Annotated in this window: 12 protein-coding genes, 1 tRNA gene and 1 pseudogene; 4 read left to right on the top strand and 10 right to left on the bottom strand. The window is 71.1% G+C overall.

Translation table 11 applies throughout. The features are described from left to right. Positions 1 to 110 precede the first annotated feature (110 nt). Positions 111 to 1,067, top strand: a pseudogene (locus tag AB0J90_RS26145) (LLM class F420-dependent oxidoreductase); the annotation flags it as partial. A gap of 201 nt (positions 1,068 to 1,268) precedes the next feature. On the opposite strand, the gene AB0J90_RS26150 reads toward AB0J90_RS26145, so the two are convergent. The 6 genes from AB0J90_RS26150 to AB0J90_RS26175 form a co-directional block, all read right to left on the bottom strand. Next, positions 1,269 to 3,728 (bottom strand): DUF3488 and transglutaminase-like domain-containing protein, encoded by a 2,460-nt coding sequence (locus AB0J90_RS26150; RefSeq protein WP_363600110.1) that lies wholly within the window; start codon positions 3,726 to 3,728, stop codon positions 1,269 to 1,271. Further along, positions 3,725 to 4,906, bottom strand: a complete 1,182-nt coding sequence (locus tag AB0J90_RS26155; protein WP_363600112.1) for a DUF58 domain-containing protein — start codon at positions 4,904 to 4,906, stop codon at positions 3,725 to 3,727. Before AB0J90_RS26155 ends, AB0J90_RS26150 begins: the two co-directional genes overlap by 4 nt. Positions 4,907 to 4,918: 12 nt before the next feature. Continuing rightward, positions 4,919 to 5,914 carry a MoxR family ATPase gene (locus tag AB0J90_RS26160; RefSeq protein ID WP_363600298.1) on the bottom strand — a complete coding sequence of 332 codons (996 nt, stop codon included), beginning with the start codon at positions 5,912 to 5,914 and terminating at the stop codon, positions 4,919 to 4,921. Positions 5,915 to 5,985: 71 nt separating this feature from the next. Further along, positions 5,986 to 8,595, bottom strand: a complete 2,610-nt coding sequence (locus AB0J90_RS26165) for a fibronectin type III domain-containing protein (RefSeq protein WP_363600300.1) — start codon at positions 8,593 to 8,595, stop codon at positions 5,986 to 5,988. Positions 8,596 to 8,806: 211 nt separating this feature from the next. Next, positions 8,807 to 10,441 carry a tetratricopeptide repeat protein gene (locus AB0J90_RS26170; protein ID WP_363600114.1) on the bottom strand — a complete coding sequence of 545 codons (1,635 nt, stop codon included), beginning with the start codon at positions 10,439 to 10,441 and terminating at the stop codon, positions 8,807 to 8,809. 125 nt (positions 10,442 to 10,566) lie between these two features. Continuing rightward, a complete protein-coding gene (locus AB0J90_RS26175; RefSeq protein WP_363600116.1) occupies positions 10,567 to 11,016 on the bottom strand; it encodes a RidA family protein in 450 nt (149 codons plus the stop codon). A 149-nt stretch (positions 11,017 to 11,165) separates the two neighbouring features. Here AB0J90_RS26175 and AB0J90_RS26180 point away from each other — a divergent pair. Next, positions 11,166 to 11,249, top strand: a tRNA-Leu gene (locus AB0J90_RS26180). Here the strand turns inward: AB0J90_RS26180 and AB0J90_RS26185 are convergent. Next, on the bottom strand, positions 11,231 to 11,866 hold the full coding sequence (locus AB0J90_RS26185) for a hypothetical protein (RefSeq protein ID WP_363600118.1): 636 nt from the start codon (positions 11,864 to 11,866) through the stop codon (positions 11,231 to 11,233). The genes AB0J90_RS26180 and AB0J90_RS26185 overlap by 19 nt on opposite strands. 80 nt (positions 11,867 to 11,946) lie before the next feature. On the opposite strand from AB0J90_RS26185, the gene AB0J90_RS26190 reads away from it, so the two are divergent. Beyond that, positions 11,947 to 12,873, top strand: coding sequence for a hypothetical protein (locus AB0J90_RS26190; protein ID WP_363600120.1), 927 nt, complete (start codon positions 11,947 to 11,949; stop codon positions 12,871 to 12,873). Positions 12,874 to 13,276: 403 nt separating this feature from the next. Here the strand turns inward: AB0J90_RS26190 and AB0J90_RS26195 are convergent, their stop codons facing one another. Then, positions 13,277 to 14,593, bottom strand: coding sequence for a hypothetical protein (locus AB0J90_RS26195; protein ID WP_363600122.1), 1,317 nt, complete (start codon positions 14,591 to 14,593; stop codon positions 13,277 to 13,279). After that, positions 14,590 to 15,030, bottom strand: a complete 441-nt coding sequence (locus AB0J90_RS26200; RefSeq protein WP_363600124.1) for a hypothetical protein — start codon at positions 15,028 to 15,030, stop codon at positions 14,590 to 14,592. The genes AB0J90_RS26195 and AB0J90_RS26200 overlap by 4 nt, the downstream gene beginning before the upstream one ends. 222 nt (positions 15,031 to 15,252) lie before the next feature. On the opposite strand from AB0J90_RS26200, the gene AB0J90_RS26205 reads away from it, so the two are divergent. Next, positions 15,253 to 15,804, top strand: a complete 552-nt coding sequence (locus AB0J90_RS26205; protein WP_363600126.1) for a hypothetical protein — start codon at positions 15,253 to 15,255, stop codon at positions 15,802 to 15,804. Positions 15,805 to 15,926: 122 nt separating this feature from the next. On the opposite strand, the gene AB0J90_RS26210 is transcribed toward AB0J90_RS26205, so the two are convergent. Beyond that, entirely contained in the window at positions 15,927 to 16,325 is a 399-nt protein-coding gene (locus AB0J90_RS26210) for a hypothetical protein (RefSeq protein ID WP_363600128.1), read from the bottom strand. Between the last annotated feature and the right edge of the window lie 221 nt (positions 16,326 to 16,546).

Raw genomic sequence — 16,546 nt, forward strand, 5'->3', positions numbered from 1 at the left:
GGGCACCGCCGCGGACCTGGTGTGACGGACCGGCCGGGATGGACAGCGGGGAGATATTGCCCGTGCCCCCGATTACCGGGCACGATCGACCGGTGACGAAACGTTGGGGTATGACGGTGCCGTTCAGCGGGGTGCCGCTGGCTGACCACGCCGCGGTCTACACCGCGCTCGCCGAGGCCGGCTTCACCGACCTGTGGTCGGCGGAGGTGAACGGGGCGGACGCGTTCACCCCGCTCGCCCTGGCCGCCGCCTGGCGTCCCGACCTGCGCCTCGGTACGGCGATCGCACCGGTGTTCACCCGCGGCCCCGGGCTGCTGGCGATGACCGCGGCGGCGCTGGCCGAGGCCGCACCGGGGCGCTTCGCGCTCGGTATCGGCGCCTCGTCGCCGGTGGTGGTGGGGGACTGGAACGCGGTCGACTTCGTCGACCCGTACCGGCGTACCCGCGACATGCTGCGGTTCCTGCGGGCGGCCCTGCGCGCAGAGGCGGTCGACGAGGTCTACGACACCTTCGCCGTACACCGGTTCCGGCTGGAACGACCGCCGGCCGTCCCGCCGCCGATCCTGCTCGCCGCCCTACGCCCACGGATGCTCCGGCTGGCCAGTGCCGAGGCGGACGGGGTGATCCTCAACTGGCTGGCCGCCACCGACGTGCCGCGGGTGCTCGCCGAACTCGGCGAACGCAGGGCCGGGTTCGAGGTCACCGCCCGGATCTTCGTCTGCCCGACCGAGGACGTCGAGTACGCCCGCAACCTCGGCCGGCGGATGATCACGACCTATCTGACCGTGCCGGCGTACGCGGAATTCCACCGCTGGCTCGGCCGGGAGTCCGTCCTCAGCCCGGTCTGGCAGGCCTGGGACGCCGGTGACCGCCGAGCGGCCAGTGCGGCGGTGCCGGACGAACTGGTCGACGCGCTGATCCTGCACGGGCCGCCGGAGGAGTGCCGCGCGCAGGTCGGCAACTACGCCGAGGCCGGAGTGGACGTACCGGTCATCGCGCTGCTGCCCACCCCCGAACTCGCCACCGGCGGGCTCGCCCCGCTCGCCACCCTGATCTCCCAACTCGGCCCGGTGCAGTCCGCGGCGCAGGTGACGGCGGCCATTCCCGGTCAGGTGCACCCGTCGGCGGAAGTGACCGTCGGCACGGCGGCCGTCGACGGCGGCTGAGCACGGGCCGACCCGCGCCGGACCAGCCGCAACGGCAGGTGTGGTGTCGGGTAGCACCTCCCGCCGTCGACACCACCTGCGGCGCCGTTGCCGGGGCGGGGGTCAGCGGCGCCAGCGCAGCGGGCCGGGGTGCAGCGACCAGAGCAGCCGCCGCCACCAGGGCCGGACCGCCCGCAGCGCGGTGGCGTACGCGACCGCGAGTGCGCCGGCCCGCCGGGCCTGCTCGTCGTCGGCGGTGCCGGGCGCGAACGTGGCCACGTTGACCAGGGTGGCCAACTCGTCGATCGGCGGCACTGTCGTTCGGGGCTGCTCCGGCGCGGGTGGTGGGGTGGGGCGCGGCCTCGGTGACGGGCGTCGCTTCGTCGACGACGCGGCCGTCGGCCGCACGGGTGACGGCGGTGCGGCGGGATCCGCGCCGACGCGGGCCGCGTACGCCGCCACCTCGGTCGCGTCCAGGTGGACCGCTACCGGGTGACCGGCCAGCCGCAGTGCGTCGGTCACCTCCCGCCACGCCCCGGCGATCCGTTCCGCCGGGCTGCCCTGGTCGAGCCGGCGCCGCCGCAGCCCCCGCCGCATGATCGTGACCGCCAGCACGAAAACGAGCAGCACCAGCAGCAGCGCCCCCGAACCGCCGCCGGCCAGCACCGGCAGCGACGGGCCGGAGCCGCCGGCCGGGGCGGCGGCCGGTCCGGCGCTGGCCTGCGGCGTCGGTGTGACGGCCGGCGCCGGTTCGTCGGGCACCGGCGGCGGTTCCTGCGGTTTCGGGGTGAAGTCCTCCTCGACCGCCCGTGGTTCGGTGTCCGGGCGCGGCAGCGGATCGAACGCCACCCAGCCGAGCCCGTCGAAGAGCACCTCCGGCCAGGCGTACGCGTCGCCGCCGGTGACCGGGCCCTCGCCGGTCGCCGAGTGGAAACCGACCACCACCCGGGTCGGCAGGCCCATCAGTCGGCCGAGCACCGCGAACGAGGCCGCGAACTGCTCCGACGTGCCCCGCTGGCCACCGCCGTCACGGGGTCCGAACAGGAAGAAGTTCAGATTCGGGTACGCGTGCCCGCTCGGTGCGTCCGCGACGAGACGGTAGTGCTCGGCGAGGAACTCCTCGATCGCCATCGCCCGCGAGTACGGGGCCCCGTTGTCGGTGGCCAACTGGTCGGCGAGCCGCCGGACCGGATCGGGCACCCCGTCGGCGACCCGCAGCACCCGTACCACCTGCTCACCCGCCGGTACGTTGGCCGAGGCGAGCAGGTTCGACTCGGGGCGCTCACGGGCGGAGGTGACCGTGTACCGCAGCCCCGGCGTCAGCCCCTCCGGCCGGATCAGCGTCCCGCTGCCCTGGTCGTACGCGACCCGCGCCCCGGCGACCTCCCGAGGCGTCGGCATCGCCGGCAGCAGCCGCCCGGCCAGCTCACCGATGGTGACCTCCTGCTGGACCCGGTCCACGGTGACGTTCGGCGGCGACTGCACCGGGGGCAGGATCCGCCCCGCGTTGCGGTACGTCGCGCCGACCCGCCAGGTGACCCCGTCGTAGTCGCTGAGCACCGCGAGCCGGAGACGTACCCCCTGGTCCAGGGGGGACCCCGCAGCCGGGCCCGGGTTACCCACCCGGCCACCGGTTTCCTGGTCCTCGTCGCCGGGCTGCTCGGGCGGGTCGCCGTCCCCGGCCGGCGGGACGGCATCGTCGGCCGGCACCGCCGCACCAGTGGTACGCAGGTCGAGCAGCTTCTGGTCGGGGTTCAACGCCCAACCGGAGATCCGGATCAGCGGGTTCTCGTCCAGACTGTCCACCTGGGGCGGTTGCACATAGCGGCGCGGATCGACCGGCGCGCCGCCGACCCGACCGGCGACCACCGGCGCCAGCAACGCGGCTAGCCCGACCACCAGCACCACCCCGGCGGCGGTGCCGGCGAGCATCCGTACCCGGATCGCGGCCCGTACCGCGGGGGAGACCATCGTCTCGTCACCGCCCGGTGCCGCCGGTACGGCTGCCACCGCCGGCACGGCCAACCCGATCGCGCCGGCAGCGGCGAAAGCCACCGTCCACCAGATCGCCGGCTCCGCGTTCGGACCCACCAGGTACAGGGCGCCCGCGTAGAGCAGGGCCGGTGCGGTGTAGCCGAGCAGCACCCGACCGGCGCGCAGCGCCACCTCCGCCCCGGCCAGCCCGGCCAGCCAGGTGGCGACCAGCGGCACGATCACGGTGTCCGGCACCGGCTCGACCGGGATCATCGCGGTGAGCAGCCGGGGAATGCCGTTACGGCCCGCCTCGGCGACAAGGTCGGCGAACTCACCGGGCAGTTGCGCCCGCTGCGCCGCCACCCGCAACGCGAACGCGGTGTAGCCGACCATGGCCAGCACCGACACCGGGGCGACCAGCCAGGACGGCAGACGCCGGGCGGCGACGCTCACCCCGACCGAACCCACCGCCGCGCCGAGCAGCAGTTGACCCAGCAGCGGACCGGCGTACACCCGGCCGAGAACCGCACCGGCCAGGCCGATCATGGCGATCAGCGCCAGCGGCACCGGGATCGCCCGCAGCAGCGAGGCGATGTTCGGCCGGCTCACCACCGGCGTACCCCGTCCCACTCGGCGGCGAACTCGACCCCGTCGGCCACGTCGAGCACCTGCACCCCGGCCGGTTGCGCGGGCGTCCGCGCCGCATCACCGAAGACCGCGGCCAGCACCGACGGGTACGCCGCTCGCAGCGTCCCGAGCTGCCCCAGGTCGTCGCGGCCACCCGGTCCGGTCAGGAAGACCAGGGTGTCGCCGAGCCGCTGCTGACGCAGCCGGTTGAGTACGGCACGCAGCGGCTCACCACCCGCGTCGGCCAGCTCCCGTTCCTCGCTGACGATCCGGGACGTCGTACGCAGCTCCGCGGCGGCCAGCCGGTCCAGGAAGTCGTCACCCGCCCCCGGATCGGCGACCAGGACCAGGGCGACCGGAAGTTCCTCCCGCCGGGCCGCGGCCACCACCGACGCGGCCGCCTCGCAGGCCGACTCGAAACTCTCCGCCACCCCGTCGACAACCACCGGATGTGCCGCGGCCCGGTCGTCGAGCAGGACCACCAGCTGCGGCAGGCTGGTGTCGAGATTCTCCCGGACCATCAGCTCACCGATCCGCGCGCTGGTCCGCCAGTGCACCCGGCGCAGCTCGTCGCCGACCACGTACTCACGCAGCGAGTCGAAGGTGATCGACCCGTGCGGCACCCGGTCGACCCGACCGTCCATGCTGCGCGCCACCCCCGCGGGCACGGCGGTCAGCGGGTGGATCCGCGGATGCACCCACACCCGGGCCACGTCGCCGTGCGCGCGGGCGACCACCACCAGCCCCAGGGCGTCGCGGCCGGTGACCCGCAGCGGTCCGACCGGCACCACACCCCGGCGGTGGGTCGGCACCGGGTAGCTGACCGTGGTGTCCCGGCCGGGACGCAGCCGCAGCAGGGGCACCGGCACCGGGCGGTTGCCGCACCGGTCCTCGGCGATCAGGTTCGCCGAACGGACCCGGCCGCCGTTGCGGATCGTCAGCGTCATCGTCGCCGGTTCGCCGCGACCGACCCGGTCCGGGTCGGCGAGCCGGTCCACCCCGAGCCGGGGCCGCCAGGCGGCGGCACCGACCGCGCAGCCGACAGCGATCGCCGCGGCCGTACCGAGCAGGGTCAGCTCGGGGTAACCGAACCGGAATCCGAGCAGCAGCAGGAGGCAGGCACCGACGAGCAGGCCGATGCCCCGGGAGGTGATCGTCATGGCGTACCCGGGTCAGGCTCCGGTGCGGGCGAGCTGACCGGAGGGGAGCGGCACCGGGACCGACGCCACCGCCTGACGCAGCACGTCGGCGGCGGTCACCCCGCGCACCTGCGCGTCGGGGGAGAGCAGGATCCGGTGCGCGAAGACCGGCTCGACCAGTGCCTTCAAATCCTCCGGCTGGATCCAGGCCCGGCCGTCGATGAGCGCGTACGCACACGCCGCGCGGGTCAGCGCGATCACCCCACGGGGGCTCACCCCGACCCGGACCTGGGCGTGCGTACGCGTCGCGGCGGCCAACCGGACCGCGTACGCGTAGAGCGGGTCGGCGATGTGCACCCGCTGGGCCATCCGCACCATCTCGCCGACGGTGGCGGTGTCGGTCACCGGTTCGAGTGCCTCCGGTGACCGGTTCGTGGCCCCGCGCAGCACCTCGATCTCCACCGCCTCGTCCGGGTAGCCGATGGTCAGCTTCACCAGGAACCGGTCGAGTTGCGCCTCCGGCAGCCGGTAGGTGCCGTCCATCTCGACCGGGTTCTGGGTCGCCACCACGAGGAACGGCTGCGGGACCGGGTGCCGTACGCCGTCGACGGTGACGGTCCGCTCCTCCATCACCTCCAGCAGCGCCGACTGGGTCTTCGGCGACGCCCGGTTGATCTCGTCGGCGATGACGATGTTCGCGAACACCGGTCCGGGATGGAACTCGAAACCACGGGTGGCCTGGTTGAAGATCGTCACTCCGGACACGTCGGACGGGAGCAGGTCCGGGGTGAACTGGATCCGCCGCCACTGTCCGCGTACGGTCGCCGCGATCGCCCGGGCCAGGGTCGTCTTACCCACACCCGGTACGTCCTCCAGCAGCACGTGACCCTGCGCGAAGAGCGCGGTCAGGGCCAACCGGACCACCTCCGGCTTGCCGAGCACCACCGAACTGACGGCGTCGGCGAGCCGGGCGGCCAGCGCGGCGAAGCCCTGCACGTGCTGCGGGCTGAGCGGCTCGTGGCTGTTCATCGGCGGACGGTGCTCCTCGCGCGGTCGGTCCGGTTCGGTGGCGGTCGGATCCTCGGTGGTCAGGTGGCCGTTCAGCAGTTCGGCAGCACGTTGATGTTGTCGCCGCCCTCCAGGTTCAGCCACGCGAACGGAATGTAGTTTCGCCCGTCGTAGTTCACCTGCACCCACCAGGTGCTGCGCTTCTGGTTGTTGTAGATGTACGAGTCGACGTCCTCACCCTGCACCTTGCAGTACGCCTGCAGCCGGGTGCCGGGCTTCGCCCAACCGGCCTGCTGCGCGTTGTCCTGCCGGGGCACCCGGAAGATCTCGTTGCCGTTGCGGCCGTCCCGTTCCCGGTCACAGTAGGTGGCGGTGTCGCCGTTCTGGCCGTTGTTGCAGGTCGCGATCCCGAACTGGTCGTTGGTCTGCCGGGAGCCGGTGGCCGTGCCGGGGCCGGCGGCGTTGTTCGCGGTGACGGTGAAGTTGTAGTTCGTGCTCGGCGTCAGCCCGGTGACCCGGATGCTGGAGCAGGCACCGGCGACCGCCGGCCGCCCGGTCAGGGTCACCGAACAGGTGGCCTGACCACCACCGGCGTCCACGGTGAAGTTGACCGTCACCGAGGTGACGTCGGAGGTGCTGCCGGTCACCGTCACCCGAGGCGGCGCCACCGTACGGGCCGTGTCGGTCGCGTCGGCGCCAGCACCGGCCTCGTTCACCGCGTGCACCTTGATCGTGATCGTCTGGGCGTCGCCGAGCCCGGTCAGCTTCACCCGCGGCTCGGTCACCTCGGTGGTCTTCCCGCCGGCGGTGACCACGTACTTCGTCACCGGTCGACCGTTGTCGCGGGCGTCGGCCCAGACCGCCGAGATCGCCCCGGCCTCGCCGGCCACGGTGGTCGCGGCAAGATTCGTCGGGGCGTCCGGCTTGGCGAACGGAACCACCGAGTTGCTCACCGGCGACGGGGTCGAACCCGCACCCTTCTCGTTGACCGCGACGACCTGGAACGCGTACTGGTTGCCGTAGTCGAGTTCACCGGCGGGGATGACCAGTTCGGTCTTGGTCGACTCACCGGCCAGCGAGGTGGCGCCGGCCGAGATCGCGGTCACCGCGTACCGGCCGATCTTGTAACCCTGGCCGTTCGCCGCCGGCCACTTCACCAGCACCGTACCGTCCGGACGCTCCTGCGCGGTCACGCTTGCCGGCGGATCCGGCACCTCGGACGTCGGGACCACGGCGTTACTGGTCCTCGCCGGACCGGTGCCCTTCGCGTTCACCGCCCGCACCGAGAACCGGTACGACTCCCCGTTGGTCAGACCCGTGACCTCCAGCGAGCGCTGGTTCGCGCCGACCTCGAACTCCTTGCCCGCGCCCTCCACCACGTACCGAGTGATCGCCGCACCGTTGGCCGGCGCCGCCCGCCAACTCACCCGCGCCTGCGCGTTACCGGCCGCGGCCGTCACGTTCCTCGGCGCGCCCGGCTTGCCGACCAGCGGCTTCTGCGGCGGGGCGGGCGGCGGCGCGACCGGCGGCGGATCCCCGCCGAGAATGTCGTTGGCATACTTGTTCACCGGCCGGGTCGTGTTCTTGTCGTCGACCACCTGGGCGTAGGCCGAACTCGGCGCGTTGATGAACAGGTGGTTCTCCCGAACCTCCAACTCCAGCGGCCCGGTCGCCTCGGCGACCTTGATCGTGTCGACGAGCTTGCCAGCGGAGTCGAACGAGTAGACCGTCCCGGTCTGCGCGTCCGCACAGTACAACCGGCCCGCCCAGGCGACCGCCGGGGTCAGCAGGCCCGCACCGGGAACCGCGAACTGCTGCTGCACCGCGTCGTCACCGACCACGTAGACATTGCGAGCGTCCGTCACCGTCACCGCCACCCGGTCACCGGTGGACCGCTCCGGCATCGAGGCCGGACCACTGATGTCCAGCTTGACCGTACGGGGCTGCTCCTCGCCCCGCACCGTGGTCAGCACCCCCGCCGTCCGGTCCAGTACGGCCACCCCGTCGTCCAGGGTGGAAAGGGCAAGATCGTGGCTCGGCTCGGCGACCGTGAGGCTGCGTACCTCCTTCGGGCTCAACCCGGCACCGTTCCCGCCGCCGGAAGAGGCCCTGGCCGACGGCAACGCGGCCGGCGTGATCGCCGAGATCGTGCCCTCGCTCGGCACCCCGACCCAGAGCCGGCCCTTGCCGTCGAAGGCACCACCGGTGATCCCCGGCAGGAAACGCACCTGCTCGCCGACCGGCGCCAGCGTACGAGGGTCGAGCTGGCGCACGATGCCCTGGACCGTGTCCACCACGAACGCCGAGTCCTCGTGCAGCGCGACGTTGACCCCGATCCCGGAGGTGCTCTGCGTCCGGGCGACAACCTGGAGCGTCGCCAGATCGAGAGAGCTGATCTGGCCGGTGGTGAGATCGCGCAGCACCAGCATCCGGTCGGTCTGGGTCACCTGCATCGGATGACTGCGCCCCTGCGGCAACTGCATCCGGGTGTCCACCCGCGCGGTGATCCCGTTGACCCGGGCCAACTCGCTGCGCGCCGTGCTCCACAACCAGGAACTGGCGTCGTAGCTGGCGACCGCGTTGTCCGCCGAGCCGAGCCCGAACACGGTCAACCCCATCGCCGCGACCAGTGCCCCCACGACGCCGATCGTGACCAGACCGCCGCGCATCCGGGACCGCCGCAACGGCGCCGGCCCGGACATCGACGGATCGTTGCCGCCGGGGTCGATGGTGCTCATGGTGCCGTTGTCTGTGGTGACCACAGCCGGCCGCCTCTCACCTGATCGCGGCCGGATCCGACCGCGCGCCTCCCAGAAACCGGGTGCCATCATATGGCCTGGTCAATCCGGGTGGGAACCCGCCGGGTACGTCTGTGGACACAGCCGGTGCCGACTGTGGACCCTACCGGCGGACCTAGCCGCGCTTGGTGCACACCTGCTCGGAGGTGGCGACGACCTCGGTCGAGTAGATCGCGACCACGGTGAAGCAGTAGTCGACCGTCGCGCTCAACCCATTGACCGTGTGCTTCGTGCTGCCGGGCTTCAGGGTCGCCATCGGACCGAGCTGCTGCCCGCTCCGGCCGCCGGCCACGATGAACGACACCGTACCGCCGCTCGAATCGACCCAGGTGATCGTGACCGTCGTACCCTCGTCGCGCAGGGCAAGCTCGGTCGGCGGACTGCCACCGGCACCCGGATTCCCCTCCGCCCCCGCACTCGGCCCGACCGGCGGCCCGCCGTCCGGCCCGGTGTTCGGTGTGGCCGGTGCGTCGAGCAGCGTGACGACCACCACCACGATCGCGGCCAGCACCGCCACCGCCGCCGCGATCCCGGCCGCGATCACCGCGCCGTGACCCCGGCCGGCCGGGGCGGGCTCCGGCGCCGCCGAGGTCGGCGTCGTGATCACCTGGTACGGCGGCAGCTGCGGCGCCGACACCGACGGGTACGCCGAAACGCCCGCCTCCGGTTCCGTTCCCGGCCACGTCCGCTGCATCGGGATGGGCCGGGTCGGAGCCTCGTCACCGGCACCCGCGTACGTCACCCGGCGCCCGGTCTCGCCCGTGGGCAGGCCCGCCTGTGATGCCATCGCCTGCGTCGGTATTGCCTGCGTCGGCGTCTGTTGTGGTGCCGGCGGCAGTGTTGGTGTCGGCGTTGCCGGCGGTGGTGCTGGTGGCGACGACGGTATTGGGGTCGGCGATGCCGGCGGTCGTGCTGGTGGCGACGACGGTATTGGGGTCGGCGTTGCCGGCGGTCGTGCTGGTGGCGGCGACGGTGCTGGCGTAGCCGGTGGCGGCTGTACCGACCCCGGCTGGGTTGCTGGCGGCCCTAGCCGCCCGGGTGGCGGGGTTGGTGCGGTCCGGGGCGGGGACGAGGCGAATCGCGGCGCGACCGGTGGCAGGGCGGCCGTGGTCGACTGCGGCGCGACGGGTTGGTGCACGCTGGCGGTCCCGTCAACCGGTAGCGGCCCGGGCACGGGTGCTGCGGCGTTCGGCGCAAGGCCTCCGGCACCACCGACCGCCGACGGGGCGTCCGCTGCGGCAGCCGCGGCTCCGGTTCCGGCGCTGCTTGCGGAGAAAACGATGGTGGACGGTTCCGGAACCGCTCCGGCGCCACCCGCCGCGGGCGACTCGCCGAGGTATTCACGCGCCGCCCGTACCGTCCAGTGGTCGGCACCGAGCGCCGCGGGCCCGGCGGTGGCCACCCGGGTGAAGTTGCGGCGGGCCTCGTGCCGGTTGCCCAACTCCTCCGCGACCGCGCCAAGATCGAACGAGATCGCCAGCAGCAGCGGATCGCCATCGCCCCACCGCCGCAGACCCGCGGCGAGCGCCTCCTCCAACACCCGCCGCGCAGCAGCCGGATCATCGGCCTGTACGTGCAGCCGGGCCAGCAGATGCCCGGTCGCCAGCACCTCCCGGTCATCCTCCCCGTACGCCGGCCGGCCCGCCTCGATCGCCTGGCTGAGCAGCCTGCGGGCACCGGGGGAGTCGCCGGCGTCGGAGAGCGCCTGCGCGTTGCGTCGGACGGCGGGCAGGGGAGGCGGCTGGGACACGTCCGTCATCGTGCCCGTCGCACCCGCCCGCACGCCACCCGGCGCGTCCCGTTCCACCGCGATCCGCGCGCTCAGGAACCGCCCGAGGTGTCAGGTTCTGGACAACAGGAAGAAGTGGCCGGCCCCTAGGCCAGGGCGGCGGTGACGTCGAGTTCCACCAGTTGGCCGGGGAAACCCAGCTGGGCCACCCCGAGCAGGGTGCTGGCACTGGCGAACGCCGCTCCGAGTGGCGAATCCCGCAGACGCGACCAGACATCGCCGAGCACCGCCCGATCATCGGTGACCACGTAGATCACCGTCCGTACGACCTGCTCGGGACCGGCGCCGACCGAGGCGAGTGCGGTAAGAGTGTTCGCGACCACCTGGTCCACCTGGGCGCCCACGTCCCCCGCACCCACCAACGCCCCGGTCGAATCGAGCGGACACTGCCCAGCGAGATACGCAGTACGCCCAGCGGACACCACCGTCACGTGGTGATACCCCGGAGTCCCATGCAACCCCTCCGGGTTCGTACGCGTGATCGTCATCGCGCCATCGTGCGCGGGGCTGCCCTGGGAGGCCATGGAATTTCGCATGATCGGACATTTGTGCTGGTCAGGCGGGTGGGTGGCGGGCGTTGTGCATGATCCACGCCTGACGTGTACAGTAATCCACCGTGCGGCCCGCCGGGCAGCCGATGGACGGTGAAACCGCTCCAAGGTCAACGGCAGGGAAACGTATGTAAGTCCGGGTGGCGGAATGGCAGACGCGCTAGCTTGAGGTGCTAGTGCCCGTATAGGGCGTGGGGGTTCAAGTCCCCCCTCGGACACGTACCAATACCCCACGGTGCGCATTGAGATCAATCTCGGTGCGCACCGTTTGTGCGTCCGGGTCGTAGTTCAGTCGGAGTCCGAGTTGTCGGTAGACCTCGGCCTTGTCGGCGGGGTCGGCGTCGCCTAGCACGGTGACCATGTCGCCGAGTGTCTGCACGAGGGACGTGATTTCGCCCCGCGTCATACGACCGGAACTGGTGTTCGTTTGTGCTTGTAGGTCGGCTTCGGCGCGGGCGCGGTCTGCCTGGGTCTGGGTGATCCAGGTGGTGACCACCGCGAGGTCGGCGCCGGCGTCGAGGGTGGCCCGGTAGCGCTCAAGCTTGGCGTCACACTCGGCGATGATCGCCTTGGCTGCTGCAGCGAGGGCGGGTGGGTGTTCGGCGGGCTGGGCGTCGGTGATCGCGGTGATGGTTCGTTCGAGGCGGTGTGGGGTGAAGGCGGAGGCCAGCCAGGTGTCTAGTGTGTCGGTGAGGGCGTCTTCGCGGAGGTAGACGTTGCGGGGGTGCTCGATCTGGTTGGCGAGCGCGTACTCCTGCCGCCTGCACCGACCCCGACCCCCACCCGAAGGCCATCCCCGACGAACCAGACGCCGACGACCTGTCGACGGACTCACTCGACGCCGTCCGCCCGGAGGCGCTGCGTGCGGTGATCCTCTGGGGCGTGCGCGCACAGCGGCGATCCGAGGGCAGCAGCGTGCCTGAGGTAATGCAGGTGCTCGACGCCCACGTATCCCCGGCCACCGACCGGGCACCGGCGATCCGCGAGATCTTCGGCAAACACCTGCAAACGCTGCTGCGACTGGACCATGCCTGGACCACCACCCACCTCCGCGACATCCTGCCGACCGAGCCCGAACACGCCCGGGCCTACCGCGCTGCCTGGAACGGGCACCTCGAAAGCAGCCCGACTGACGCAGGGTGGGCGCTCCTTCGACCGCAGTACATGCGCGCGGTGGAGACCCTCACACCCACGACCGACAACGAGTGGGCCAAGATGCGAGCCAGCCGGCTAGCGTTTCACCTAGGCAACCGGTTCTGGTTCGGCCAGCTCGACCTCGATGACCCGGACGGTCTCCTGCGGCGGTTCTACGAGCGGGCGCCCGCCGAGGCGACCAGCACGATCATCGGATCGGCGGGGCGCACCTTGAAGCGCGAGGAGCCGATCGATCCTGGACTCCGCGACCGGCTCGTGCGGCTGTGGGAGCACCGCATCGACGCGGTCCGGGACGGATCCGATCCGACCGAGCTACTCGACTTCGGCCTCTGGTTCGTGAACGGTGAGTTCGACGACGCGTGGTCACTCGCCCAGTTGCGCGACGTCCTTGTCCTCGACCCGGACGTCGGGCTCGACCTGGCAGTGCTGCGCCGACTGCATACCCTCGCGCCCGCGTACCCGCAGGAATGTCTACGCGTTCTTGAACGGTTCGCCGGCCGTCCCGATCATCACGGGGGAGTGGTTCGACGAAACGAGACGCTCATCCGCGACATCATCGCCGCAGCATGCGTAGTGGATGACGCCGCCGCGAGCGCCGCCACCCGGCTGGTCAGCGCCTTCGCGGCCGACGGCTTCGACTTCCGCAAATCGCTCGACGGCAACACCGGTCCCAGCGCGGAGAACTGACTCGACAGCATGGCTCCCCCGGATGACGGGATACCCCGACTGGCAGTGGGTCATCGGCAGGTGGCCTGCCGCCGCAGCAGCGGTCACGCGCCGGTGAGTCACAAGAGTGACTCGCTGGACTCTCTGCGTCCATGTGGCTAATGGGGCAGTCCCGGCATACCGAAAGATACGGCACTATCCTCCCATCGATCGGCTGAACTCGACGCGCTCCTCGACGACCTTGCTCAGGCCCGGTGGATCTGTCGTAGTCGCTGTTCCAAGATCTGGACGAGGTGGTCGACACCTCGGACAGCGACTACCCCGGGCCACAACGAAGCGCTCCACAACAGACCTGTGCCTACCAACCTTTGTAGCCCTTTGCTGCATGGGTCGGCGGTCGGATGCTGGCGAGGTTTTTAACGGTTTAGAGGTCACCCTCGGGCTCAAGGAAGCCGAAGTTCGTGGCCATGCGCCGGAGTGCGACGCTGACGAGGTCGTCGACCTGCGTCGGCGGCACCGGCGGGGAGGTGACAGCGATCGACATCCGAGGAAGCACGTCCCGGGTGGTTTCGCCCAGCACGCTCAGGTCGATCAGTTCCTGCAGGTCGCCGGCGTGGCCGTCGGCCGGTGTGTTGGCGAACTCGGCTTGTAGATGCAGTTCCGTGACTGTTGGTCCTGCGGGAGCTTGATCGCGTGGGTCAGCAGTTACGGCCAACGGAAGGTCATCGTGCACGGTGGTCCAGGCCGCCACGAAGAAGCGGCGGAGATCGCCGAGATCCAGGCGGAGGGCCGCGCCGCTTGATGTTCCGTCCAACGCCGTCAACGCGGTGCGATCGATCCGCAGGTCGACGATGGCCACGATGGTGGGCTGCAAGCCGTCGGGTAGCTGGAACCGTGCCCACAGCCCAAGGGCCGTGCGCCCGGACTCGTTGGTGAGGCGGAGCCGGTAGCTGGCAAAGCGCTCGTCGTTGTAGCCCTCGTCGGTCGGGGTTCGTTCCCACCTGCCCATATCGGTGGACAGGCCCATACGCCGGGCCAGAGACGTCGCGAGCGCGGGCAGCGGGCCGGCGTCCAGGGCAGCACGCAGACGTTTACGACCGGCTCCATCGATGGCCCGTTCGCTGTGCCGCCAGGAAAGTCGAGCCACGCACCGCAGTCGCAGGTCCATGCGTTCACCGGTGGAGGTCCACCAGTCCAGGCCTCGCGTCTCGAACCCGAAACGCAACTGCGGTTGCCAGCGCCACGACCCGTCTTCGCGGCGTACCAGCTCGCCCGGCCCCCACTGGCCCCCGTCGAGCGTGACCGAGCGAGAAGCGCCGTCCACGAACGAGGACGAAGCGGATCGGACCGGGTAGCCGACGTCAGCGAACTGGCCTGGACTGATCGCCCGCAGCGCATCCCAGGTCCCGGCGTCTATGGCAACCGGGTCGTGCCCGAACCGGGCGCAGATCACCGCCTCGGGCTGACCGGGGCCACCGTGGAAATCCTGCACCCACCCGGGGCCGTCCTGGTAGGCCTCGTTGTCGGGCGCTCCGAGAACTCGCTCGCCTCCGGCTGCCTGGTGAGCTGCCCGAAACGCTCGCTCTTGGCCCGGCGCCCCCTGACCCACGCCGATGCTGGGCGAGCGGCGGGCGTCGTCGCTGGAACCAAGCAAATTGATCGTCCCGCCCGGGGCGTTGTACTGGACCCCGTGGCCTGACGCCTCGAACCGGTCGCCGCCGGCTTCCGTGGGGCCGTTCACGAGGTAGAGGATCGGTCGGGGCCAACGTTGACGGTTATCGTCCCGTCCGGTGCGTTGTACTGCGTCGCGTGGTCTCGGGCGATGAACGTGTTGACCCGTGCCTGCTCAGCGGCCGGCAGTCGGCGACGCAGGTCGTCCACCCAGGTCCGCAGCTCTTCGCCCAGATCGGGGTGCTCCTCGACGAGGTCGGCGAGTCGTTGCTGCCAGGTCTGCTCCCATCGCCGCCGCACCTGCGTCTGCTGCCCAGCCGGCGCGGCGGTGATCTCCGCCGACGTGTCGTCCGCCCACTCGGTCGCCAGGTCGGCGCGGCGCTGATTCGTCCGGCTGAACAGATGGGTGACACCGGACCGCGCTGTCTCCCACGCATCGGTGGCCACGGCCCCCACCAGGGCGTACCCACCTGCTGTCACCGCCGACAGAATCCACTCCGCGACCATGCCCACTCCCATCGACCACCGACCAGACGATTGTCCACCGTAGCGTCTGCAGGCAGGCACGGGCACAGACGATCGTGACCCGCTGACCGAGGGGGTCAGCCCGAGTGGTCTCAACCCATCCCGTGGTCCGATCTCGGCAGGTTGAGCCGGTGTTGTCCCCGGCCCCGCAGTACGGTGCTCACAAAATGCGACCGGTCGACAACAATTCCGCCAGGAGGGCCAGTGCCAGAGCACCTCATTCCTGCCAACTTCAGCGACGCCGAGACGTCCCTGCCAGAGGTCGACCACTGGTGCCGCGCGGTCCTGTCCGGCTCCAAGGCCCGCCTCCTCCTGCTCGGCCCCTTTATGTCCGGGAAGACCCACAACGCGTACGCCGCACTCCGCCGCCTACTCGACGCCGGCTACCCGCCGGCCGATTTGGGGACGTACCGGGCCTACGAAATGGCCCGTGACTACGACCCGCGACTCATCGAGCAAGGGCCACCGGTGATCTTCCTCGACAACTTGACGGACCGCAGCGACAACGTGGCTGGCATCGAGAACCTCCAGCCCGACGAGCCGGACATCCAGGCCTTAATGGCGGTGCATCAAGGGGCGGTAGCTGACGCTGCGGAAAGGCTCGCGGGCAGGGCCCGAAGCTCGTGGATCGCATGTGCCTCGACCCGCGAGCGGCTGGCAGTGGACCTGGGAGACTACGTGGCGGCCAAGCTCCTCGCGGTTGCCGATGTGGTCGAGCTTCCACCCAGACCGCAACAGCCCATCAAGGAGTGGTAGCGATCGCCGCGAGAGCCGATTCTGGATGGCCGCGACGGCGGGCTGATGGCGATCGAACAGTGGCGGCTCGTGAGCGCCGACCCGGAAGTGGCCTCGTGTACACCCGGATCGGCGCTGCGGCTCTACCTACGCGCCACCCAAGCCCGCTTAGCGGTCCGCTCTAGGGTTTCCGGAATGTACGGGTAGTACTCGTTGGCGTCCGACAGCCAGTGTTGGGTCTCTTCGTCCTGGAAGTGGGGCCGGGCCTGCTCGTACCACGGCAACTGGACCCGCCGAAAGAGGTCAACGAACTCGTCGAGATCGGCGACCCGGTTAGTATCCGGCACGCCCCTCACCGGGCCCATACTGAGCCAACTGAGCAGGTAAGCGGCTCCCGCTTCTCCGAGAAACGTGCTCAGCTCGCTGCTCTCGCGGTATCCGGCCTGGTCGCCCGGGTCGCAGCTCCGCCCATCGACGGACTTGTGCACGATCAGGAAGCCCTTGAGCTTCTGATCCTCGCGGCGCCACACCACAAGTGCCATGTCCGGGTCGGTGATCAGGTCGGGGCATCGGTCGCATTGCCAGGCTTTGAGGGCGCAGTGCCGGTCATGTCGCTCCCAGAGTCGGGGCCAGAGGTATCACCGGCCACCATACTGCGCCGGCTTGACCGGGGTCGGCGTGGCGCGACGGCACGACGCGGACCACGGATGCTGCCGGTTGAGGTAGCGACCGGTGCCGGCTTGCGCCTTCTTGGCGGGAACCG

Origin of the sequence: Micromonospora sp. NPDC049523, from assembly GCF_040676775.1 — a bacterium.
GTDB lineage: Bacteria > Actinomycetota > Actinomycetes > Mycobacteriales > Micromonosporaceae > Micromonospora_G.